This window comes from Microcoleus sp. Pol10D4 (genome assembly GCF_036701555.1).
GTDB lineage: Bacteria > Cyanobacteriota > Cyanobacteriia > Cyanobacteriales > Microcoleaceae > Microcoleus.
Genome location: NZ_JAUBRA010000051.1, coordinates 16,564 through 37,564, shown reverse-complemented (window position 1 = coordinate 37,564; position 21,001 = coordinate 16,564). Strand labels below are relative to the sequence as shown.

19 protein-coding genes are annotated in these 21,001 nt (G+C 45.1%); 8 read left to right on the top strand and 11 right to left on the bottom strand.

Annotated features, from left to right (window positions below):
• Positions 1-254: 254 nt before the first annotated feature.
• Positions 255-1,403, bottom strand: a complete 1,149-nt coding sequence (locus QUA36_RS22245) for a Re/Si-specific NAD(P)(+) transhydrogenase subunit alpha (RefSeq protein ID WP_333163665.1) — start codon at positions 1,401-1,403, stop codon at positions 255-257.
• Between the two features lie 444 nt (positions 1,404-1,847).
• Between QUA36_RS22245 and QUA36_RS22240 the strand changes: the two genes are divergently transcribed.
• The 4 genes from QUA36_RS22240 (at position 1,848) to QUA36_RS22225 (ending at position 5,679) form a co-directional block, all read left to right on the top strand.
• Positions 1,848-2,360, top strand: a complete 513-nt coding sequence (locus tag QUA36_RS22240) for a DUF2808 domain-containing protein (protein WP_333163667.1) — start codon at positions 1,848-1,850, stop codon at positions 2,358-2,360.
• Between the two features lie 9 nt (positions 2,361-2,369).
• Positions 2,370-2,531: a hypothetical protein gene (locus tag QUA36_RS22235; RefSeq protein ID WP_333459141.1), complete on the top strand. Its 162-nt coding sequence runs from the start codon at positions 2,370-2,372 to the stop codon at positions 2,529-2,531.
• Between the two features lie 120 nt (positions 2,532-2,651).
• Positions 2,652-3,923 carry an MFS transporter gene (locus QUA36_RS22230; RefSeq protein WP_333459140.1) on the top strand — a complete coding sequence of 424 codons (1,272 nt, stop codon included), beginning with the start codon at positions 2,652-2,654 and terminating at the stop codon, positions 3,921-3,923.
• 178 nt (positions 3,924-4,101) lie between these two features.
• Entirely contained in the window at positions 4,102-5,679 is a 1,578-nt protein-coding gene (locus tag QUA36_RS22225) for a DHA2 family efflux MFS transporter permease subunit (RefSeq protein ID WP_333459139.1), read from the top strand.
• A 105-nt stretch (positions 5,680-5,784) separates the two neighbouring features.
• Here the strand turns inward: QUA36_RS22225 and QUA36_RS22220 are convergent, their stop codons facing one another.
• The 8 genes from QUA36_RS22220 to QUA36_RS22185 form a co-directional block, all read right to left on the bottom strand.
• Positions 5,785-6,552 (bottom strand): ATP-binding cassette domain-containing protein, encoded by a 768-nt coding sequence (locus QUA36_RS22220; protein ID WP_333459138.1) that lies wholly within the window; start codon positions 6,550-6,552, stop codon positions 5,785-5,787.
• Between the two features lie 90 nt (positions 6,553-6,642).
• A complete protein-coding gene (gene glyQ / locus QUA36_RS22215) occupies positions 6,643-7,521 on the bottom strand; it encodes a glycine--tRNA ligase subunit alpha (protein ID WP_242720870.1) in 879 nt (292 codons plus the stop codon).
• A 127-nt stretch (positions 7,522-7,648) separates the two neighbouring features.
• Complete coding sequence (locus QUA36_RS22210; protein WP_333121703.1) at positions 7,649-7,936, bottom strand: NfeD family protein; 288 nt, start codon at positions 7,934-7,936, stop codon at positions 7,649-7,651.
• A 923-nt stretch (positions 7,937-8,859) separates the two neighbouring features.
• Positions 8,860-9,330: a GNAT family N-acetyltransferase gene (locus QUA36_RS22205; RefSeq protein ID WP_333459137.1), complete on the bottom strand. Its 471-nt coding sequence runs from the start codon at positions 9,328-9,330 to the stop codon at positions 8,860-8,862.
• 68 nt (positions 9,331-9,398) lie between these two features.
• Positions 9,399-10,040: a type I restriction endonuclease gene (locus QUA36_RS22200; RefSeq protein WP_333459136.1), complete on the bottom strand. Its 642-nt coding sequence runs from the start codon at positions 10,038-10,040 to the stop codon at positions 9,399-9,401.
• Between the two features lie 43 nt (positions 10,041-10,083).
• Complete coding sequence (locus QUA36_RS22195; protein WP_333459135.1) at positions 10,084-11,133, bottom strand: DUF1611 domain-containing protein; 1,050 nt, start codon at positions 11,131-11,133, stop codon at positions 10,084-10,086.
• A 73-nt stretch (positions 11,134-11,206) separates the two neighbouring features.
• Entirely contained in the window at positions 11,207-12,031 is an 825-nt protein-coding gene (locus QUA36_RS22190) for a Uma2 family endonuclease (protein ID WP_445301449.1), read from the bottom strand.
• Positions 12,032-12,062: 31 nt separating this feature from the next.
• Entirely contained in the window at positions 12,063-13,142 is a 1,080-nt protein-coding gene (locus tag QUA36_RS22185; RefSeq protein ID WP_333459134.1) for a dipeptide epimerase, read from the bottom strand.
• Positions 13,143-13,263: 121 nt separating this feature from the next.
• On the opposite strand from QUA36_RS22185, the gene QUA36_RS22180 reads away from it, so the two are divergent.
• Complete coding sequence (locus QUA36_RS22180) at positions 13,264-13,977, top strand: hypothetical protein (RefSeq protein ID WP_333459133.1); 714 nt, start codon at positions 13,264-13,266, stop codon at positions 13,975-13,977.
• Positions 13,978-14,025: 48 nt separating this feature from the next.
• A complete protein-coding gene (locus tag QUA36_RS22175; protein ID WP_333454602.1) occupies positions 14,026-14,472 on the top strand; it encodes an NADAR family protein in 447 nt (148 codons plus the stop codon).
• A gap of 454 nt (positions 14,473-14,926) precedes the next feature.
• On the opposite strand, the gene QUA36_RS22170 is transcribed toward QUA36_RS22175, so the two are convergent.
• Together QUA36_RS22170 and QUA36_RS22165 are read right to left on the bottom strand one after the other, a co-directional pair.
• A complete protein-coding gene (locus QUA36_RS22170) occupies positions 14,927-15,631 on the bottom strand; it encodes a hypothetical protein (RefSeq protein WP_333459132.1) in 705 nt (234 codons plus the stop codon).
• Between the two features lie 190 nt (positions 15,632-15,821).
• Entirely contained in the window at positions 15,822-16,091 is a 270-nt protein-coding gene (locus QUA36_RS22165; RefSeq protein WP_333459131.1) for a hypothetical protein, read from the bottom strand.
• Between the two features lie 311 nt (positions 16,092-16,402).
• Here QUA36_RS22165 and QUA36_RS22160 point away from each other — a divergent pair, with 311 nt between their 5' ends.
• Positions 16,403-19,555 carry a tetratricopeptide repeat protein gene (locus tag QUA36_RS22160; RefSeq protein ID WP_333459130.1) on the top strand — a complete coding sequence of 1,051 codons (3,153 nt, stop codon included), beginning with the start codon at positions 16,403-16,405 and terminating at the stop codon, positions 19,553-19,555.
• A 75-nt stretch (positions 19,556-19,630) separates the two neighbouring features.
• Positions 19,631-20,980, top strand: a complete 1,350-nt coding sequence (locus tag QUA36_RS22155) for a 16S rRNA (cytosine(967)-C(5))-methyltransferase (RefSeq protein ID WP_333459129.1) — start codon at positions 19,631-19,633, stop codon at positions 20,978-20,980.
• Positions 20,981-21,001 lie beyond the last annotated feature (21 nt).

Here is a 21,001-nt window from a genome sequence, read left to right as displayed (position 1 = left end):
GCTTTACCGTTTCCAAACCAGGTCAAACGTCTTCACAGACTGCTGTTTACTGCCGAGATCAGATCCCCCCTAGCCCCCCTTAAGAAGGGGGGGACAAGAAGCATTCAAAGTCAACCCCTACTCCCCTTCTTAAGGGGGATTTAGGGGGATCTGGCCTTGACTACCAACGAGATTTATCAACGGTTTTAGATTTAAGCTGACACTAATGAAACCACCCATTTTCCTACTAATGACTAATGACTGTTGACTATTAACTAACTAACGGCTGAAGCCTCAGCAGCCAAAGCATCCCGAACTCGCTGGTTGCTAATTTCGCCATCGCGGGCGACGCAAGCACCAGCAATGATATCGTCTTCAAAATTCAAATTGAGTTCCTTATCTTTCAGCATCAACTGAACTAAAGCCGAGATATTCTTCGAGTAAGTTTCGCTAGCGTGGACAGGCATAGACGAGGGCACATTAATCGGGCCGATGACATTAACGCCGTTCCATTCAACATCTTTCCCCGCTTCCGTGCATTCGCAATTGCCGCCTTGTTCGCCCGCGAGGTCAACAATTACCGATCCGGGCTTCATTTGAGAAACCATTTCTCTAGTAACTAAAATAGGTGCTTTTCTGCCGGGAACTTGAGCGGTTGTAATAACTGCATCGGAAGCGCTGACGTGTTGGGTGAGCACTTGGCGGGTGTATTCTTTGGCTGCTTCTGATAGTTCTTTTGCATAGCCTCCGGCGGCGACGGTTTCTTCCTTGAGTTCGACATCAAGGAATTTAGCGCCCAAACTTTGCACTTGTTCTTTTGTTTCCGGGCGGATGTCGAAGGCTTCGACTACCGCACCCAAACGGCGCGCAGTGGCGATCGCCTGCAAGCCCGCAACGCCCACACCCATTACCAATATTTTCGCGGGGCGAATCGTACCCGCCGCCGTTGTCAGCATCGGAAAATATTTCGGCAAAGCGGAGGCTGCAATCAATACCGCTTTGTAACCGGCGACGTTACCCTGAGATGACAGCGCATCCATGCTTTGAGCGCGGCTGGTGCGCGGGATCATTTCCATGCTGAATGCCGTTACTTTGCGATCGGCTAAACGCTGCACTAAAGCAGGATCTCCCAGAGGATTCAAAAATCCGATGAAAACGCCTCCTTCCCGGAGTTGATGAACTTCTGATTCTTGCAGGGCCCCGATTTTCACGACGAGATCGGCTTCGCCCCACAGCCTAGCGGTATCGGCGACAACCTGAGCTCCCGCTTCTTCGTAAGCAAGATCCGAGAAAAAGGATTGTGCGCCGGCACCGGCCTCAACCCAAACTTCGACGCCCTGTTTGACTAATCGGGCTACAGCGTCGGGTACTAAAGCCACCCGGCGTTCCCCTGCTGCTATTTCTTTTGCGATCGCTAATTTCATGAACTCTCCTTATTTAAGCCTTCCCAGGGCGGTTGAAGCCGCGCCTACACAGACAAAACCTGCCTCCGCAGGTTTCTTGAGGTGCGATTTTTAATCGCCCCATGCCTTGCTTTACATTGAAGCAGCCGTTGCCCTAAACTTCTCTCGTTGATACTAAAGCCGATCGCCCAAATTCGACCCGTATCTTTAACTTATCTTATACATTCAAATTCGCTAAATGGTTAAGTTTGCCACCGATTATGATATAATTTTATGTCGCCTAATTATGTAGTTAGAATGTCTGTTATCAGTATTACGCAAAAATTACGCAAAAAAAAGTGACCTCAGCCGGCGATCGCTCGCCCCCATCAAATTGCTGAGACGTGCGATATATTGTAGCCACGATCGCAAATTTCGGGCGAGCAATATTTAAGGTTCACCAAGAGTTTAATTAGAGGAGTTGTTATGCGACGATTATTTTCAGCACTAGCGGTTACAGGTTGCTTGGTGGCTGGATTACCCGCCATCAGTTTAGCCCAGTCCATGCCAGGATTCACGATTTTCGGCGGCCCCGAACGCGCCAACCAATTAAACTATCGCTTAGATTACGGCAAAGCGGGGATGAGCGGCGATAGATATCGGCTGCGAATTCCTTCCAAAAAAGTAAGTTTGGCGATCGCCCAACTGAACATATCCTATCCAGACTACTACAAAGGCGAATTCGACCCAAAAGACATTAAAGTGCGCGTCAAAGACAAAACAATAGAATTGCAAGAAGTAATCTGGGACAAAGAAAATCGATTCATAGAAATTTATCCCACAGAACCAATTCCTGCAGGAAACAATGTTGAGGTTGTACTCTCCAACGTCCAAAACCCATCTCCCGGCGGAATGTACCATTTCAACGTCCGCATCCGCACTCCTGGGGACGTTCCCTTGCTGCGTTATCTCGGTACTTGGCTGTTGAGCATTAATTGAGGGAAGAGTTTGGGGAAGGAATTTCTCGTTATTCAAGCGATCGCCACAGTTAAATTTAACTGTGGCGATCGTTTTCCTGCAAGCAAAAATTTAACAATACTCAAATCCTGGTTTTCGGGAGTTGTGAAAATAGAACCTCCGGCTCATATCGCAATTCTCAATGATTCGTAATAATGAGTCTAGGGGCAGTCCCCCGATGGTTGCCCTTCGCTAATTAGGGGTAGGCTTAGGGGCGCTACCCCTACAAAATGTTTACCAATCAAATATGATTGCTCTAGCCGTACTTGCAGCATGAATCTACTAGCAAAAATCAAAACAATAAAACTTCCTCCAGCGCTGCGATCGAGAAATTATCGCCTGTTTTTTGCAGGACAAGGCATCTCCCTGATTGGCAATTGGATGACGCAAGTCGCTACTGTTTGGCTTGTCTACAATTTGAGCGATTCACCTTGGATGCTCGGCGTGGTGGGATTTACCAGTCAAATCCCCACATTAATTTTACTGCCTTTTGCAGGAGTTTTAATCGATCGCTGGAACCGCCACCGAGTCATAATTGCCACTCAAATATTAGCGATGGTTCAATCCTTAGCGCTAGCATTTTTAGCGCTAACAGGAGTCGTTAACATTTGGCAGATCCTGGTACTGAGTTTCTTTCAAGGCGCAATTAACGCCTTTGACGCGCCGGCACGGCAAGCTTTTGTACCGGAACTTGTAGAAAAGAAAGAAGATTTAGCAAATGCGATCGCCCTCAACGCTTCCATGTTCAACGGCGCCAGACTAATCGGTCCAGCAATTGCAGGTTTGGTAATAGCTACAGTCGGCGCAAGTTATTGCTTTCTCATTGACGGACTCAGCTACATCGCTGTAATTGCAGGCTTATTAGCGATGCAAATCAAACCCCGTAAAATTGCAGCAACTAATACCAAACCCTTACAAAGATTAAAAGAAGGATTCGTTTATGCCTTCGGGTTTCCCCCGATTCGAGCAATTTTACTGCTATTAGCCTTAGTCAGTTTTGCCGGAATGTCACACACAGTATTAGTCCCTATTTTTGCCACCAAAATTCTGCACGGCGACGCACAAACCCTCGGTTTTTTGATGGCGGCTTCGGGAGTTGGCGCCTTCGCGGGCGCGATTTATTTGATTTCGCGCAAAAGTGTAGTTGGCCTCGGCAAATGGATTGCGATTTCACCGGCAATTATGGGATTCGGGCTGATAGGTTTTGGTTTGTCCCGCGTCTTGTGGCTGTCATTAATCATGATGTTATTTGTGGGGTTTGGTTTCATTTTGCAATTTGCAGGCGGGAACACATTTTTGCAAACAATTGTGGAAGACGACAAACGCGGAAGAGTGATGAGCATATATACGATGGCATTTTTTGGAGTGACACCCTTTGGGAATTTAGTTGCCGGCGGATTGGCAAATTATATCGGCGCTCCCTATACAGTCATCATTGGAGGTATAATTTGTATTTTAGGCTCGGTAGTTTTTACCAAACAGTTGCCAGCTTTAAAAAACTTAGTCCGGCCACTTTATCAAAAAATGGGTTTAATTTCGCACTAAGGATTTAGCACCCATCACAAATGCCAACATTAAACAAGATTCCCAAAGCTAATATCTGACTGTCTCTCTAGCAATCCTCAACAATTTGTAAACTTCTCTCTTTATCTCTTTCTCTGCGCCCTCTGCGCCCTCTGCGGTTAAAACATCCAAATTAATTACGCAACCAGAGGTGAAACCAATGGCAAATACAAGTGCAATACCACAGCAGAGCGATCGCGTTCCCTTAAAAACCTGGATCGGCGTCATGGGAACAATTCTCGGCGCTTTCATGGCAGTTTTGGACATCCAAATCACCAACGCATCTCTCAGAGATATTCAAGCAGCTTTAGGCGCAACCTTAGAAGAAGGTTCTTGGATTTCCACCGCCTATCTAGTCGCAGAAATTGTAGTAATTCCGATTACGGGTTGGCTGTCGCAGGTGTTTTCAGTCCGTCGCTACATCTTGGTAAATGCCGCTTTTTTTGTATTCTTTTCCATGTGCTGCGCTTGGGCGTGGAATTTGAATTCAATGATTGTATTTCGGGCTTTGCAGGGGTTTTCAGGCGGCATTTTAATCCCGATGTCTTTTACATTTTTGCTGACGAATTTGCCTCCCAAAAAGCAGCCAATCGGCATGGCGATGTTTGCAATGACAGCTACTTTTGCACCATCCATCGGGCCGACATTGGGAGGGTGGCTGACTGAGAATTACGGCTGGCAATATGTCTTTTATTTAAATTTAATTCCAGGGCTGCTGCTGCTAGCTGCTGTGTGGTACGCCGTCGCCCCCGCACCGCTGAAACTCGAACTGCTAAAAGAGGGCGACTGGTGGGGAATTGCCTCAATGGCGATCGGCTTGGGTTCCCTGCAAGTCGTGTTAGAAGAAGGAAGCCGCAAGGACTGGTTTAGTTCTGATTTTATTGTGCGTTTAAGCATAATTGCAGCAATATTTCTCAGCGCTTTTTTCTGGATTGAACTAACTCGCAAACGACCGTTTATTAACTTGCGCTTGCTGACTCGCCGCAATTTCGGTTTAGCTAGTATTGTGAATATTTCCTTGGGGGTGGGATTGTACGGTTCGGTGTACATTTTGCCCCTGTATTTAGGTCAGATTCAGCAGTACAATGCCATGCAAATTGGCGAGGTGATTATGTGGGCCGGCGTGCCGCAGTTATTCATCGTGCCGATGGTGCCGAAATTGATGCAGCGAATTGATATGCGGGTGATGATTGGTATCGGTGTGAGTTTGTTTGCGGTGAGTTGTTTTATGAATGCCAGCATGACTCACGATACGGGTATCGATCAGTTGCGTTGGTCGCAATTAGTTAGGGCATTGGGACAGCCTTTAATTATGGTGCCGCTGTCAACTATTGCCACTGCTGGTATGGAGAAACACGAGGCTGGTTCGGCTTCTGGTTTGTTTAATATGATGCGAAATATGGGAGGTTCGATAGGGATTGCGGCGCTAGCAACTTTGGTGGCGCAGCGCGAGCAATTTCACTCGAATCGATTGGGGGAATCTGTTTCTTTGTACAATCCGGCAACGCAGGAGCGACTTAATCAAATGACTCAGTATTTTGTGAGTCGTGGTGCAGATTTAAGCGTGGCAAAAGACCAGGCAATTAAGGTAATTGATAGTCTTGTCCGCCGTGAAGCTTATGTAATGGCTTTTAATGATTGTTTTTATTTTGTGGGAATTGCTTTGTTGTTAAGTGGGATTGCTATTTTGGGTTTTAAAAAGGTGAAAGCGGGTGCGGGTGCTGGGGGAGCTCATTGATTCTGTAGGGATCGGAGTGCGCTGTATCTTTGGGGCAGGCAGAATGCCCACCCCACAAGAATTTTAAGAGTTTTCAAAATGCCAACTAAATGTTTTTTAGCTTATTTACCATTCTTGTTGGGCTTCTGCTTCTGCTTGGATTAAATTTTGTCGCAGTTGCACCCAATTTATTTGATGAGAGGGCAAATCTTCGATGAGCTTTCCGCGCTGTAAATGCAGAATTCGCGTGCTAAATTGCTCGGCTAATTCTAATTGATGGTTTACCATGACAATTGTGGTTTGGCCGTTTGTTAGCTGTGTCAATACTTGCAAAAGGTGGGCGGCTTTTCCTGCGTCTAGGGCGGATGTTGGCTCGTCTAAAAGCAAGATTTTTGGTTGTAGGATGATGCCGCGGGCGATCGCCACGAGCTGTTTTTGGCCTGTGGAAAGCTGCAATTCGCTGCGATTGAGCCATTCTTGGGGTATATGCAGTTGTTCGATCGCGCCGTTAATTCTCTCAGCAATGTTTGATGCAGCCACCCCCCGCAGCTTTAAAGGATAAGCCAATGCTTCCCGCACCGACATTCCCAAAAGCTTGGATTCTTGCAGGATGAGGGTGATTTGTTTGCGGAGTTCGATCGCAGGTATTTGGCGATATTCTGTATTTTCCAGATAAATCGAGCCGCTGGTGGGACTGCTGAGCCGATTTAGCAGTCGCAACAGGGTTGTTTTGCCGGCACCTGAAGGGCCAACAATTGCCACGCGAGATCCCTTGTCTACCTGAAACGATATATTTTCCAATAAGTAGCTTGAGGCGATCGGTGTTTTCAAGCTTACACCGTCAATCCGCAGTTGAAGATTTGTTTCTGTATTATTTTCCGAATAATTAGGCATTTAATTCATTAAAAACATGACCTTTGTGGAACGGGCATCTTGCCCGTTATTAAGGCAGGCAAGATGCCCGCCCCACAATCCAACTCAAACTCAAACTTTTACAGCTTTTTCTAAAGGAAAACCCAGTTTTTCGCGCTGTTCCAAATAAAGCTGGGCAACTCGCCGCGCCAAGTTGCGAATTTTGGTGATATACCGAGTTCTTTCCGTTACCGAAATCACACCTCTAGCGTCGAGTAAATTGAAAGTGTGAGAACATTTTAACACATAATCAAGACTAGGCAAAACCAATCCTTTTTTTGTCAATTGTTCAGCTTCTTGCTCGTACAATCCAAATAGAGTAAACAGCAATTCTGGATTAGAAGCTTCAAAGTTATAAGTACACTGTTCTATTTCTCCTTGCAGGTGAACGTCGCCGTAAGTTATGCCATCTTTCCACTGAATTTTCGTCATGGCATCGACTTCTTGGAGATACATTGCAAGGCGTTCTAGTCCGTAGGTAATTTCAATGGAAACGGGGCGACAGTCAATGCTACCGCACTGTTGAAAATAGGTAAATTGGGTGATTTCCATGCCGTCGAGCCAGACTTCCCAGCCGACGCCCCAAGCTCCGAGGGTGGGCGATTCCCAGTTGTCTTCTACGAAGCGAATGTCGTGGTCTTCTGGGCGAATTCCTAATGCTCTGAGGGAGTCTAAATAGATGTCTTGGATGTTGGGAGGAGAGGGTTTAATTAAAACTTGATATTGATAGTAATGTTGGAAGCGGTTGGGATTTTCGCCGTAGCGTCCGTCGGTGGGGCGGCGACAGGGTTCGATGTAGGCGACAGACCAAGGTTCGGGGCCGATTGCTCTGAGAAAGGTGTGGGGATTCATGGTTCCTGCACCTTTTTCTGTGTCGTAGGATTGGGCGATCAGGCATCCTCGATCGCTCCAGAATTTGTTTAAGGTGGCAATGACTGATTGAAAGTTCACTGGTTTAAATATGGTTAGTATGTGTCTCAACTTATTTAAGCATATAAAAGGCAGGGTTTATTTGCATAAACCCTGCCGAAATCAGATATGGTTGTGAAAAGTTAGGCAGTTTGGAGCGAGTTGTGATTTAGTCTGCCGGAGCGAGGGAAACTAACAGAGTGATGTTGTCAACGCCGATGACATAAACCGTGTCTCCCGGTGTGAGAGTGATTTGGCGATCGCACCGTGCGGGCCACCAGCTACCTTGGAAGCGGACGCGACCTGTTTGATTCGGGTAAATCGATTCATCGACGACTGCTTCTTCGTTGAAGTAGTTAAAATTGGTGTTGATGTAATTTTTGATGAGCATATTGTTAGCTGCGCTGTATCCTTGGGTAGAGAAAATCGAGCCGAAAGCTTTTACTACGTTGAACATGATATTTACTCCTGTGGTGTTAAAATATATGGGGATGTGTAATTGTCTATTTATGCTATTTGAGAGGCTGCATTTCCTCGGTTGAGATTGATTGATTGCCTTGATATTTCATTGTTCTTGCCTTCCGTGGTTTTATCAGGATAAAAGACAAAGAATTTTTGAAATGTTGAGGGGATTTGCGAAGCGGTTGCGGGGAGTCTAAATCCAGTAATTCCGAGGTATTGAATTAAGGATTTAGTGGTTGAGCAGTTGGTGGGATTTACCTTAAGGGTAGATGTTGTTAGCTACATTAGAGATTGGCTGATTCCGCATTACTACTGCTGTGAAGATGTTTTATTTTTGGGTGTTATGTTTTGATTGGGTTGTGACTCACTTGCTTTACACTTACTAATTTGCCAGGAGTCGAATATCTTTGGGGCGATCGCCAGTCCACTTTCGGAGTCTGGTACTGGCACAGGACACTTGCAAACCTGCAAACAACGATTTTGCAAAGGTTTCTGCCTACCTATCAGGCTGGTAGCTGTGCCAATTTAGCCAAGTGGACTACCGCAAACAGTGAATTATGAACTTACGCACTCTCGATCGCCCAATCCGGAATATCCATAAATATCTAGTCCGTAACTTACGCACCAAACCCCTAAAAACCCCGTTTCTGACACCCTGTGCGCCATTAGGGGCTCGTAAGCGGATCTATGATATAAGCAAGTAAACTTGGCAACTCACCCACCCTCCCCATGCGATATTGATTTGTACCTACCTATTTAGGCATAGAAAATAGGCGATCGAGAATGACGCACATATCAGGAGGCGGTAGGAGTTTTTGATCGATGCAGGTCGATCGCACCCTGTAATCGCAATTATGGAACAGGTCGAACTTAAAATCCATTCATAAATTCAGAATCTTAAATTCATAAAAGTCATAATTATAGACAACCTGCTTGATACTGCATAATTGTTACAGGAATTTTGAATAAAGTTTTAGCTAATTGAGACAAACCGAACTTGAATTTAAGCGACTGCGGCAATTCTTGTACGGAAACTTCTACGAAGCCAAAGCGAGTATAAAATGATGCGAGTCGCTTTCCCAAGCATTCTAAATATAGCGGTTCTGTAGCTTGTTGAATTAAATATTTTGTGAGGTAGCTTCCCAAACCTCGATCGCGCCACTCTTTTGCCACCACCAAACTGCCCAATTCTTGCGCGCCCGCAAAGTTCCGCAACTGTCCGCAAGCTGCCAATTTCCCCTCGCATTCGATGACCCAGAATTGCTCCCAGCGCAACTGAGTTGGATCGAGTTTGGCGCTCCAAACTAACTTTCTAATTGATTTGATGTCTTGAGCTGAGGCTGGGCGGATGGCGCATTCAGACGGCAACGAAAAAAAACTTTCATTCATTATGATTCCATAAAATGAGCTTTAGTAAATTTATTCTTATTTTCAGATTCGAGTTCCAGATAGTGTATTTAAGTATAACTGTTGTCACTGGAAATTATACCAGCTAGCCGCTTCAAAATGCGAAAAACTTCGTAAAGTTCATTTCCGGGATTCGCAATATCGAAAAGTTTAGAGACGGCATACTGCGGTGTGTCTCGTTTGGTCATTTTGATAAATCGAAAGCTGCTACCATTTGTCAGAAGCCCAAATGTTACTGGTTCTGGGCTAGGGTCATTCAGCATATAAAATAGTAACTGAGGAAGCCCAGCTTCAACGGAATATTGTGCTCGCTTCGCTTCGATCGCAACAACCCAAAAAGATTCAATTAAAAGCAGAACATCAATACTTCCTCTGACAAGTATACCTTCATCAAGTGTGACCAGTTCCACCGATTTTTCGGCTTCTATATGAAAGGGATTCAGGTATAAATCTGCTAAAAAGAGCAATGGAGCAAGTACCACCATTTTCACGGTATCTTCTATCATGGAGTGGTCGGCACTGTTAGTATAGCCAGCCTTTACTTTGTCTAGATATCGCTTTTCTTCATCAGTAATTTCTGGTAAATCGTCAATCCACTCCCGGAAGAATTGCTCGTCTTCACAAAGTTGGAAGTTAAATTTTGTTTTGACATTGTGCAGGGTCAGTGTTTTTGCTTGAATGCTTTGTGTCATAGTTTTATCTAATTATTTATTAGTTGGTATGTATTCTAGCATATCAACTGTCGATCGCCTCCCACAAAACCTCCGCGCCAAACCTTACCGGATCGGTACAAGGCAATCCCGTCTCTGCTTGAACTTCAGCTATTGCTAACAGCGCTTCTGCCTCATTTAAATGATGAGTGTTGAGGGCGATCGCGCTCACTTTTCCCCCTGCAAAAGCACCCGCAGCAGCAGCTAACATTTCGTACAATTCGACCACTTTTGATAACTTAGGAATCGATACGTGGGGGTGATTGCGAATGCTAGTTTGTCCGGCTCGGTGGGCTAAAATTAAGTGAGTTGGCTGCGAACCCCGCAACAGAGGCAGAGTCGCCGTCGAGCCCGGATGCAATAGCGAACCTTGCCCTTCTACGTGCAGAATATCGCATTCAGAACCCAATTTTATCGCCATTTGTTCGACAGCACCAGCGGCGAAATCAACTCGCACTGCATCCAAAGGAATGCCTTCATTTCCGATCATTAAACCCGTTTGTCCCGTTGCTAAAAATTTGGAACGCAAACCCCGCTGTAAGCAAATGCGATTGAGTTCTAAACTGGTTGACATTTTGCCAACGCTCATATCTGTGCCGACGGTTAACACGCGGCGACAGCTTAATTTAGCGGCGGCTGCAGAGGCGATCGCACCGACAGATTTCGGTTCCTGACGCACGTCCCAAATCCATTGATTTTCGGTTAACGGAACTGTTACCAAAGGTGCAAGTTTCGCGTGCAAACCGTTGACAACTGACAAACCTGCTGCTACCGCTTGATTAATTTCTGGCAGCCATTCCGCAGGCAAAACACCGCCGGAAGGAGCGATACCAATTAGCAGAATATCCGGCGCAAATTGCAGTGCTTCTGCAACGGAAGCAACTATCGGTACTTGTTGAGGAATGCCCGTTAATTCAGGTAAAGATTGTCCTGCACATTGGCGGTCTATTACTGCTACAATTTGTGCTTCGCTGTAGCGCAAAAATGCTAAACCTGTTTTCCCGGAAGACCCGATAATTCCCTCGTGCAGCAGGATTGCAACTTTACCATTTTTGATCGGATAGTTTTTAGTCATTGATTTACTTTTGATACGGGGATTTTAGATTTGAGCTTCAATCTAAAATCTAAAATCTAAAATCGATTGGGTGTTAGCTGTGATTTGGGTTCAGGGTAAGATCATTCGGATCTTCTCCCAATTCTCGCAATCTGGCCTCTAGTCGCGAGGCTCGCTGGCGTTCCTGTTCCACTTGTTGTTGAGCGGCTTCGGCTTGCTGTTGAGCGGCTTCGGCTTGTTGTTGAGCGGCTTCGGCTTGTTGTTGAGCGGCTTCCTCCGGCAACAAAACTAAATTGCCAGATTCATCGAAAAAACGCACCCACGTCGCTGTTTCTCGATCGACAATTCCTTCCCAAGTACCCAACCAAAAACCTAACGTTTCGCACCACAACCAACCCCGCTCGTTGGGCACTAACGGCTGATAACGTAGGGTGGCATCTAAACGCCATCCTTGCAAAGAATTCGGCTCGAAAGGATCGAAAACAAAGTAATCAGGAGTTCTAAAAACCTGCTCGTAAATATCCTTTTTTTTGCCTGTATCCTGATTTGCCGTTGACGGCGACAGCAGTTCCACAATGACATCCGGGTAACGTCCGTTTTCTTCCCAAACTACCCAGCCTTGTCGGGAAGTATTGCTGTCAACACCCAACACAGCGAAAAAATCCGGGCCTCGGAAATCCTGATTGCGAATCTGTTTAGCGCTGTAATAAATAAACATATTGCCACCGACAAAAAAATCGTTCCGGTTAGCTAAACCTTGTTCTAAGGAACGGATTAAAACGGTCATCGCTATACGGTGGCGGTTGCTTTCCATTTCTGCACCATCATCAAAAATTAAATCAGTCGGCGGCTTGTGTTCTTCAAAGAAAAGCTTGGCTTCTCTATTAATTTGCTCTCCTATTGATTCCACTGGCATCATAGTATCTCCAGATTTGTTTTGAGCGATACTTCTATTCTACAATCTCAATTCGTCGCACTCCCAATCCCGATCGCCCGTTTGGCAGCAAACACCCATTTTCGACGATCGCACCGGTGAAAGGATCGTCTAATAAATTTAAGTGACTGTCCAAATCCAAATAGTCAGCTAGCGGTGAAAGTTGTGCTGCTGCTGTATTTGCGATCGCGCTATCTGAATAGCAGCCGAACATTACTTGCAAATTGCAGGCTTTTGCTGTGTGAATCATCCGCATTGCTTCAGTTAATCCCCCTGACTTCATCATTTTGATATTGATGCCGTGGACGCAGTGCGCTAATTTGGGTATATCGGAACTATTAAAGCAACTTTCATCAGCAAAAATTGGCAAAGGCGATTTACGGTACAGTTCTGAGAATTCATCCATATCCGCGACGGGTGAAAGCGGCTGTTCTACATATTTTATCTGGTATTTTTCCAGCCAGTGACACATCTCTGCTGCATCTTTTAAACTCCAACCGCCGTTAGCATCTACACTGATTTTAAGGTTAGCTGGCGCTTCCTCTAGCACTGCTATTAACATAGCTTTGTCTGCTTCGATTCCTGTGGGATTTCCTAATTTAACCTTAACGGCGCGGTATTTGATGCTTGCTGGATCTGTCGCATCTTTACCAAACCAATCGCGCACTCTTTCTCTTGCACCAGACGGCGAATTAATGCCGATTGTGACGGAGGTGGGGACGATGCGCGATCGATCTAATCCCCACATTTTCCACAGCGGCAAGCCTGCTTTTTTGCCCAGCCAGTCGTGCATTGCCATGTCTATGCCAGCACGGGCGGCTGAGGGTAAGTTGACCTCTGTTAATACTTGTTCGATTTTTTGGCGATCGAACGGAGTAAACTTTTCTAGTAGCGGTGCAACTTTCTGCAATGCAGCTAGCAGCATTTCGGTAGTTTGGGACCGAGAACCTGTGGAAAAGGGCGATGCTTCTCCCCAACCTTCGATTCCTTCGTGTGCTAATTTTACCCATAAATTCGTACTTTGGGCTGTTGTACCGCGGCTGATGGTAAGGGCAAACCGCTTGCGGACAGTGACAGTTTCAATTTGAAGGTGCATTGTCAGTGATTGGTAATTTTTTCTAAATAAAAATCCAAGGTGGCGGATTGCGCCGCTATTGCCATTTTTAACTTTTTACTTTATAGTTTGATTTTGCTTGTTCTAGTTTATCAAAAACTTGATGAAATTCCTTATTTCTGTTTCGCCGAAGAGAGTTGCTTTCTCTCTCAGCATTTGGGTGCTCTTCTTTGCTGTTGCTGGTTGCATCGTACAAGTTCTGCGCTACGGTTTTAACTATAAAGAACGCTGGATTAGTTTGTTTAATTTAGACCAAGAAATAAATTATCCTTCGTGGTACTCGTCATTTACTTTGCTGTTTTGCGCTATTTTGCTAGGTATTATTGCTAGTGCTAAGAAGAAGCAGGGCGATCGGTATTTTGGGCACTGGAAAGCGCTGGCGTTGATGTTTGTATTTTTTTCTTTAGATGAAATTTTGAGTTTGCACGAAATATTAATTATTAACGACTTGCGAAAAGCACTGGATTTAGGGGGAATTTTTTACTTCATTTGGGTAATTCCGGGGGCGATTTTTGTTGGGGTTACTGCGCTGGCTTATCTCAAGTTTCTCCTGCACCTACCCCGGAAAACAAGGGATTGTTTTTTACTGGCAGGCAGTATATATGTCGGTGGAGCACTTGGCATGGAAATGGTTACTGGCTATTATGCAGATGCGGTAGGTCAGCGAAACTTGATCTACGGTTTGATGACTTCTGTTGAGGAAATTATGGAAATGGTAGGGGTGATAGTATTCATCTACGCCCTGCTGTCTTACATCGGTTCCCATATTGAAACTATTGATTTGCGGTTGAAGGTAGTGGAGAATCAACAGAGGTAAAAATGACGATCGACCAAGATTCTTAACGAAATTGAAATCGCAGACTTTATGGCTATCTACTTCTACACCACTGGCAGCGAATACGGCTGTTTTTCTAATTTTTCCAGTCATGGATTCGAGTTAGACGGAGAATATTGGCCAACTACCGAGCATTATTTTCAAGCACAAAAGTTTCCCAAAACGGCTCATTGTGACCAAATTCGCCAAGCAAAAACACCGAAAGATGCCGCAAAAATGGGACGTGATCGCTCTCGTCCCCTCCGCAAAGATTGGGAAAAAGTAAAAGATGATATCATGCGAAAAGCCGTACTCCGCAAATTTGAAACTCATGCCGAAATTAGAGAAATTTTACTCGCTACTGCGGATGAGGAAATAGTCGAAAATTCCCCTGTTGATTACTATTGGGGTTGTGGTAAAGATGGCACCGGCAAAAATATGTTGGGCCAGATTTTAATGGAAGTAAGGGAAATATTGCGAAAACGCACATCAGAGTAAAACAGAACTTAAATTTCCCAAACTAAAGCAGGACTTATTTAATCCTAAGTCCTGCAATGCTCCTAAGCGAGCATTTCCTCAATTTTCTTAAACACTGAACTTAAAAATCGGTCTGAGGAACTGTCAAAACCTGTGTCAATCTCGTCGGGCTGTTCTAGTAGAGGGTTTAGCCTCTCCTCAGAGACTGCGAAGCAGGGGAAACGGTAAAAACCCTGCACCACTTTTTTTGTTTTAACAACTACTCTCAACCGGAATTAACTTTTATGGTTGCAAGTACAGCATTGTTAGCCAGTCGCCTCCCGGACACCGTTCCCCTAAAGTTGGCGATTCACAGGTAAAACAGCAAAACACCTGTTCTGGTTAAAGTTTGTTTTTTATTGATGCTGTATCTTTACTATTGTGTACGATTTGTGGAAAGTGTCAGCAGTGCTACAGAATTCTTTACATTTGTGATTTATTTGGATACCATCGCGCCACTCTGTCGCAGTTGCTGTTGAATTTTGTTAAATTCTTTCTGTTCTGCGCTTAGCAAACTATTGTCGATCGGCGATCGCATATCCCACTGTAATTCGGACAATAACAACAAACAACCAGCCATAATTATTCCTGTGGTTAGATATTGCCAAGGTGCAACAAATGTTAATAAAGGTATGCTAAATAAATGAGTTAGTCCAATCAGGAGAAAAGTGCGCGATCGCAAACCTAATCCCGTCAACAAATAGCCGATCGCGCTCAATCCCAACCACAAATCGCAAAGGTGCAGTAACAAACCTCCCCAACCGGCAAAAATACTGCAATCCGTTAGAACCAAACCAGTTATCATCAAAATCGCCCAAGAGTAAAGAATCCAGCTAACTCGCTCGACTCTTACCCAAAACAAAGTCAAAACAGCCATTCCCGCTGTGCCAACTAAAGTCAAACTTGACCACAGAATCGCCTGAAAGCTCCAACTGATGGGAAAAAACTGAGCGGTGAAAAAAATCCCCCCTGTCACCAAACCCCAAAGCAGAAAAGTTTGGTCGATGCGGGTATAAAATCCTGAGAAAAGAGTAATATTTCCAATTTGCCAGCGGAGTTGCAACAGGCCTTCGCGGTCTTGTACGTCGAGATGTTCCTGTTTGCAGCGGATTAGGGGTTCGGAGGCGTTGAAAAAGGTCATCCAGTGTTGGGGAAAGTATGAAGTTTTGTGTATTGTAACAAATCTTAAGGAATATTTTTCAGATTTTTTCTTGTTCCCAGGCTCTGCCTGGGGACGCAGATTTGGAGGCTCTGCTTGCTGTTTTCCTCAGCAACCGAAGAGGCAGAAGGCTGCGTTAAGCTTTGGACTAACGCAGCCTTGAGATTTGATCTCAAGCAAGTCTCCAATTCTTATCTGTTGGAGAATAAATGAAGGCAACATTCACAAGAATTGAGCCATCTTTTTTGCCTGTAGAGTAAATTTGCCACGTACCTGTGGGAACCTGCCGCAGATACGGTTTATTTTTCCTTAGCCGATCGTAGATTGAGCTTTTTGAGCATTGTACTAATTCGGTGGCACGTTCAACAGTGCAGCCCATTTCCACCGAAACTGCGATCGGCTGGGTGAACAGATTGAGCTGTTCGCTGTTATAATTAGTCATGAGAAATCCTCGGTCTATATAGACCATAAACAACATCAGAGTGCTACTGGTTGCAGCCAGTGGCTCCCAAAAACTGATAAGCGATCGAAAGCGTCTCTAGTAACAGCTAGGGGCGCTTGTTTGCTTCTTCAGGAAGTCTAGCACAGCTTTGTAGAAAAAACTTAACGTATTTTTTTTAAACATACAACAAAATTAACGTATTTTTTTTAAACCTATGGTAAATTAGAGGTATAAAGTCTAAAAGCCTTATCTAACAAGCATTTTCTCCTTCCGGGCTCTGCCTGGGGACGCTGCTCCGGAGGCTCTGCCTCATGTTTTCCTCCGCAACCGACGAGGCAGAGCCTCTAGATATCGGTTCCCAGGCACAGCCGGGGAACCAGTTAAACCCAATAGATATTATGAAAAATACATTTATCTCTCGATTTACTCCGAGCTTGATGTCACCAGAAACCCTGGAAGCTATCTTAGTACAGCGTCACGGATTAGCAGAACGTTTAGTAGAGCTAATTCGGGTGAGCGCCCTAACAGATAACAAGCATTTTCAACTACTAATAGGGCCGCGCGGCATTGGCAAAACGCACTTGGTTTCCCTGATTTATCACCGCGTATACAATATGGAAGATTTGCGAGATAAATTGCTAATTGCGTGGCTGCAGGAAGAAGAATGGGGGATTGCGTCTTTTTTGGATTTATTGCGGGGAATATTCCGGGCAATTGCTAAAGAATATGAGGTAGAATATGAAGCTGAGTTACATGATGATGTTGAAAAGCTTTATGATTTGTCGCCGGAGCAAGCTGAATTTAAGGCGGCAGAATTGCTGAGAGACTTTGTTGGCAAGCGGGTGCTGTTGTTGATTGTCGAAAATTTAGAGGACGTGTTTAGCGGCTTGGGGGATTTCGGGCAGAAGCAGTTGAGGGCGTATATTCAAAATCATTCATTTTTGACAATTTTGGCAACCTCACAAAGTTTGTTTGATGGAGTCAAGCTTTCTCATAATCCTTTTTATGATTTTTTTGATTTACATGAATTAGATGAGTTTAAGCTTGATGATGCTGTAGCTTTATTAAATCATATTGCCAAGTTAGAAGGGAATAGTGATTTAGCATCTTTTATTCAAAGTCCAACAGGGCGCGATCGCATTAAAGTTGTGCATTACCTTTCGGGTGGCAGTCCTCGCGTCTATATTGTTTTTTCGGCTTTTCTGATGACTCCTGAATCGCTCGATAAATTGGTAGAACCGTTCATGGAAATGCTGGATAGCCTCACGCCATACTATCAGGATCGGATGAAATATCTATCAAATCAGCAGCGAAAAATTGTTGACTTTTTGTGCGATCGAGGTGGTGCCGCACCAGTCAAAGAAATTGCTAAACGCTGTTTTATCGAGCAGCGAACTGTATCTAGCCAACTTAAAGATTTGCGAGATAAGGGTTATGTCAAAACTGAGGAAATAGGACGGGAGTCTTGGTATGAATTGCGGGAACCATTGATGCGTTTTTGTCTGGAGGTAAAGAAGCAGCGAAATAAACCGATTCGATTAATTGTGGATTTTATTCGGGTTTGGTATACGCGGCAAGAATTGCAGCAGCGATTGGGATTGAGGATGACGGATGTTGATTTGGCGGAGAAAGAAGGTCATTTTATGTATCGGCAAGGTTTGAAACCAATTCCACCTGATGCTGTCATGGAACGAGAATATTATACGCGGGCGCTTGAGGCTATTGAGAGAAATGAGGAAGACCCGCGTCTGAAGGCTTATGTTGATGAAATTGAATATTGTATTGAACAGAAAGACTATGTTTCGGCTTTAGAATATGCGGAAAAATTGGTAACAAGTCGCGGCGCGGCAAGGGATTGGGTAGAAAAGGGACGCTGCTTAAATAGGCTTAAACGCTACGATGAAGCTTTGGAATGTTTAGATAAGGCTATTGAAAGTGACTCCAATTATGCGAGGGCTTGGGCGAATCGAGGCGATGTACTCGACAGTCTTAAACGCTACGATGAAGCATTAGCATCCTTAGATCGGGCGCTCGAACTTGACGAGTATGATCCGTGGCATTGGGCTAAGCGAGGTTATCTACTTAACAACCTCAAACACTATAAAAAAGCCTTAGTATCTTACGATCGGGCGATCGAATTTGATGCCAATAATCAGGGGGTTTGGTTTCTTCGAGGTCTTTTACTCGACACACTCAAACGTTATGAAGAAGCCTTAGCATCCTTTGATCGGGCGATCGAACTAGATGCCAATTATCAGTCGGCTTGGGCTTTACGAGGCGATGTGCTCTACAACCTCAAACGCTATGAAGAAGCCTTAGAATCTTACGATCTGGCGATCGAACTTGATGCCAATTATCAGCGGGCTTGGGCTAATCGAGGCGGTGTACTCAACAACCTCAAACGCTATGATGAAGCCTTAGCATCCTTTGATCGGGTGATCGAACTTGATGACAATTATCAGTGGGCTTGGAGGTGGCGAGGCTATGTACTCAACAATCTCAAACGCTACGAAGAAGCCTTAGTATCCTACGATAAAGCGCTCGAACTAGATGCCAATGATCATTGGGCTTGGGCTAATCGAGGCGATGTACTCAGCAACCTCGAACGCTACGATGAAGCCTTAGTATCTTACGATCGCGCGATCGAACTAGATCCCAATTATCGATGGGTTTGGGTTAATCGAGGCGGTGTACTCAACAACCTCAAACGCTATGATGAAGCCTTAGTATCTTACGATCGCGCGATCGAACTAGATGCCCATCTTCAGTTGGCTTGGACAGTTCGAGGCGATGTACTCAGCAACCTTGAACGCTATGAAAAAGCCTTATCATCTTACGATCGGGCGCTCGAACTAGATGCCAATTATCAGTCGGCTTGGACACTTCGAGGCGATGTACTCAACAACCTCAAACGCTATGATGAAGCTTTAGCATCCTTTGATCGAGCGATCGAACTTGGTGATCAATCTTCATCTGTCTTCTTCAACCGTGCCATTGCCATTCTCGGATTGAATCGCTGGGATGAAGGTATCGCCGCCTTAGACGACGCATTCCAACGCTTTGAATTAGACGACGAAGCTGAGGCAGAAGATGCCGATTTAATTATCCGCAACCTGTTCATCAACACGCACGATCTAGCGATATCTCAAACTCGCATCACCAGCATAATTGCAGTTTACAAAAAACACGATGTCATCTCAATATTAGGACAAGGAATTGTGCGAAATATCCCCGCGCTAATGTCAGAAATGGTAAGCGACAAAGCCGCACGCACTTGGTTAGAATTGTGGCAAGAACTAACCAGCAAGTACGACGAATTCCAAATTCCCATCCGCCTGCTGAATGCCGCTGTCCGCTATAAGGAAACCAAGGGCGACAGACGAGTTTTGCTAGAACTTGCGATCGAAGAACGCAATTTATTAGAACCATTGGTGTCAACAAAACCAGAACAAGCTGACAACTAAACTTGCAATAATTTAGATAAGCAGCAATTTACACTATACACTTAACATTGTGTAAGTCCTTTTATGTAATATGTTATGCAAAATCCCCGCCAAATAGCCTTTCTCGCACTCCGCGAAGTCCACCGCCGCGGTGCATTCGCAGATGCCGCACTCGATCGCGCTTTCAGCAATTCTCAACTCAACGACCTTGATCGGCGTTTAGTCACAGAATTAGTTTACGGTAGCGTCAGGAGAATGCGATCGATCGACTTTATCATCGACAAACTAGCAACAAAGAAATCCTCCCAACAACCGCCCGAACTCCGCACCATCTTACATTTAGGCTTATATCAACTCGAATATCTCAACCAGATTCCCCCCTCCGCCGCCGTCAACACCACCGTTCAACTAGCAAAAGAAAACGGATTTTCAGGACTCAGCAGTTTTGTTAACGGTTTGTTGCGCCAATACATCCGTTTAACAGATAACGACTTAAACCCATTAACAGTTACTAATTATAAATCAACCGTCGAACGCCTAGGAATTCTGCACAGCTTCCCCGAATGGCTGGTAAAATTGTGGATCGAACAAATAGGCGAAACCGAAACCGAACAACTCTGTGAATGGTTCAACCAATCCCCCACAATTGACCTGAGAATCAATCCCTTAAAAAGCTCGATCGCCCAAATCGAAGCTGCCTTCAAATCCCACAACATCTCAACTAGCAGAATCCCCAACTTGCCACAAGCATTAAGACTAAATGGCAGCATCGGCGCAATTCAAAACCTCCCCGGATACAGCGAAGGTTGGTGGACAATCCAAGACAGCAGCGCTCAATTAGTCACCCATTTACTAGGGCCCCAGCCAGGGGAAACCATCATCGACGCCTGCGCCGCGCCGGGGGGAAAAACCACCCACAGCGCCGAATTAATGCAGGATGAAGGCACAATTTATGCCTGCGACAAAACCGCCAGCAGACTCAAAAAACTTAAAGAAAATGCAGACAGACTCCAGATGAAATCAATTAAAATTCATACCGGAGACAGCCGCCATTTCCCAGAGTTTGTTAACCTCGCAGACAGAGTTTTACTAGACGCACCTTGTTCTGGCCTCGGAACCCTCCACCGCCGCGCCGACGCCCGCTGGCGCCACACGCCCGAAAATATTCAACAACAATCTCAACTGCAATCGGAATTGCTAGCAAATGCAGCGACATTTGTCAAGCCCGGCGGCGTATTAGTTTATGCAACTTGCACAATTCATCCGTTGGAAAATGAAACAGTTATTCGATCGTTCTTAGACAGCAATCCTCACTGGCAAATCGAACCGCCAACAATTGATTTACCCGTACAGCCATCACCCGAAGGATGGGTGAAAGTGTGGCCGCACCGAAATCAAATGGACGGATTTTTTATGGTGAGGCTAAAGCAATTGAAAAAGGAGTAAAGTCCTTACTCCAAACCGATA

Bases quoted from the DNA above. Each gene is read 5' to 3' on its own strand.
- QUA36_RS22245 (WP_333163665.1), bottom strand. From the start codon at position 1,403: ATGAAATTAGCGATCGCAAAAGAAATAGCAGCAGGGGAACGCCGGGTG.
- QUA36_RS22240 (WP_333163667.1), top strand. From the start codon at position 1,848: ATGCGACGATTATTTTCAGCACTAGCGGTTACAGGTTGCTTGGTGGCT.
- QUA36_RS22230 (WP_333459140.1), top strand. From the start codon at position 2,652: ATGAATCTACTAGCAAAAATCAAAACAATAAAACTTCCTCCAGCGCTG.
- QUA36_RS22225 (WP_333459139.1), top strand. From the start codon at position 4,102: ATGGCAAATACAAGTGCAATACCACAGCAGAGCGATCGCGTTCCCTTA.
- QUA36_RS22220 (WP_333459138.1), bottom strand. From the start codon at position 6,552: ATGCCTAATTATTCGGAAAATAATACAGAAACAAATCTTCAACTGCGG.
- QUA36_RS22210 (WP_333121703.1), bottom strand. From the start codon at position 7,936: ATGTTCAACGTAGTAAAAGCTTTCGGCTCGATTTTCTCTACCCAAGGA.
- QUA36_RS22205 (WP_333459137.1), bottom strand. From the start codon at position 9,330: ATGAATGAAAGTTTTTTTTCGTTGCCGTCTGAATGCGCCATCCGCCCA.
- QUA36_RS22200 (WP_333459136.1), bottom strand. From the start codon at position 10,040: ATGACACAAAGCATTCAAGCAAAAACACTGACCCTGCACAATGTCAAA.
- QUA36_RS22195 (WP_333459135.1), bottom strand. From the start codon at position 11,133: ATGACTAAAAACTATCCGATCAAAAATGGTAAAGTTGCAATCCTGCTG.
- QUA36_RS22190 (WP_445301449.1), bottom strand. From the start codon at position 12,031: ATGATGCCAGTGGAATCAATAGGAGAGCAAATTAATAGAGAAGCCAAG.
- QUA36_RS22185 (WP_333459134.1), bottom strand. From the start codon at position 13,142: ATGCACCTTCAAATTGAAACTGTCACTGTCCGCAAGCGGTTTGCCCTT.
- QUA36_RS22180 (WP_333459133.1), top strand. From the start codon at position 13,264: ATGAAATTCCTTATTTCTGTTTCGCCGAAGAGAGTTGCTTTCTCTCTC.
- QUA36_RS22175 (WP_333454602.1), top strand. From the start codon at position 14,026: ATGGCTATCTACTTCTACACCACTGGCAGCGAATACGGCTGTTTTTCT.
- QUA36_RS22170 (WP_333459132.1), bottom strand. From the start codon at position 15,631: ATGACCTTTTTCAACGCCTCCGAACCCCTAATCCGCTGCAAACAGGAA.
- QUA36_RS22165 (WP_333459131.1), bottom strand. From the start codon at position 16,091: ATGACTAATTATAACAGCGAACAGCTCAATCTGTTCACCCAGCCGATC.
- QUA36_RS22160 (WP_333459130.1), top strand. From the start codon at position 16,403: ATGTTTTCCTCCGCAACCGACGAGGCAGAGCCTCTAGATATCGGTTCC.
- QUA36_RS22155 (WP_333459129.1), top strand. From the start codon at position 19,631: ATGCAAAATCCCCGCCAAATAGCCTTTCTCGCACTCCGCGAAGTCCAC.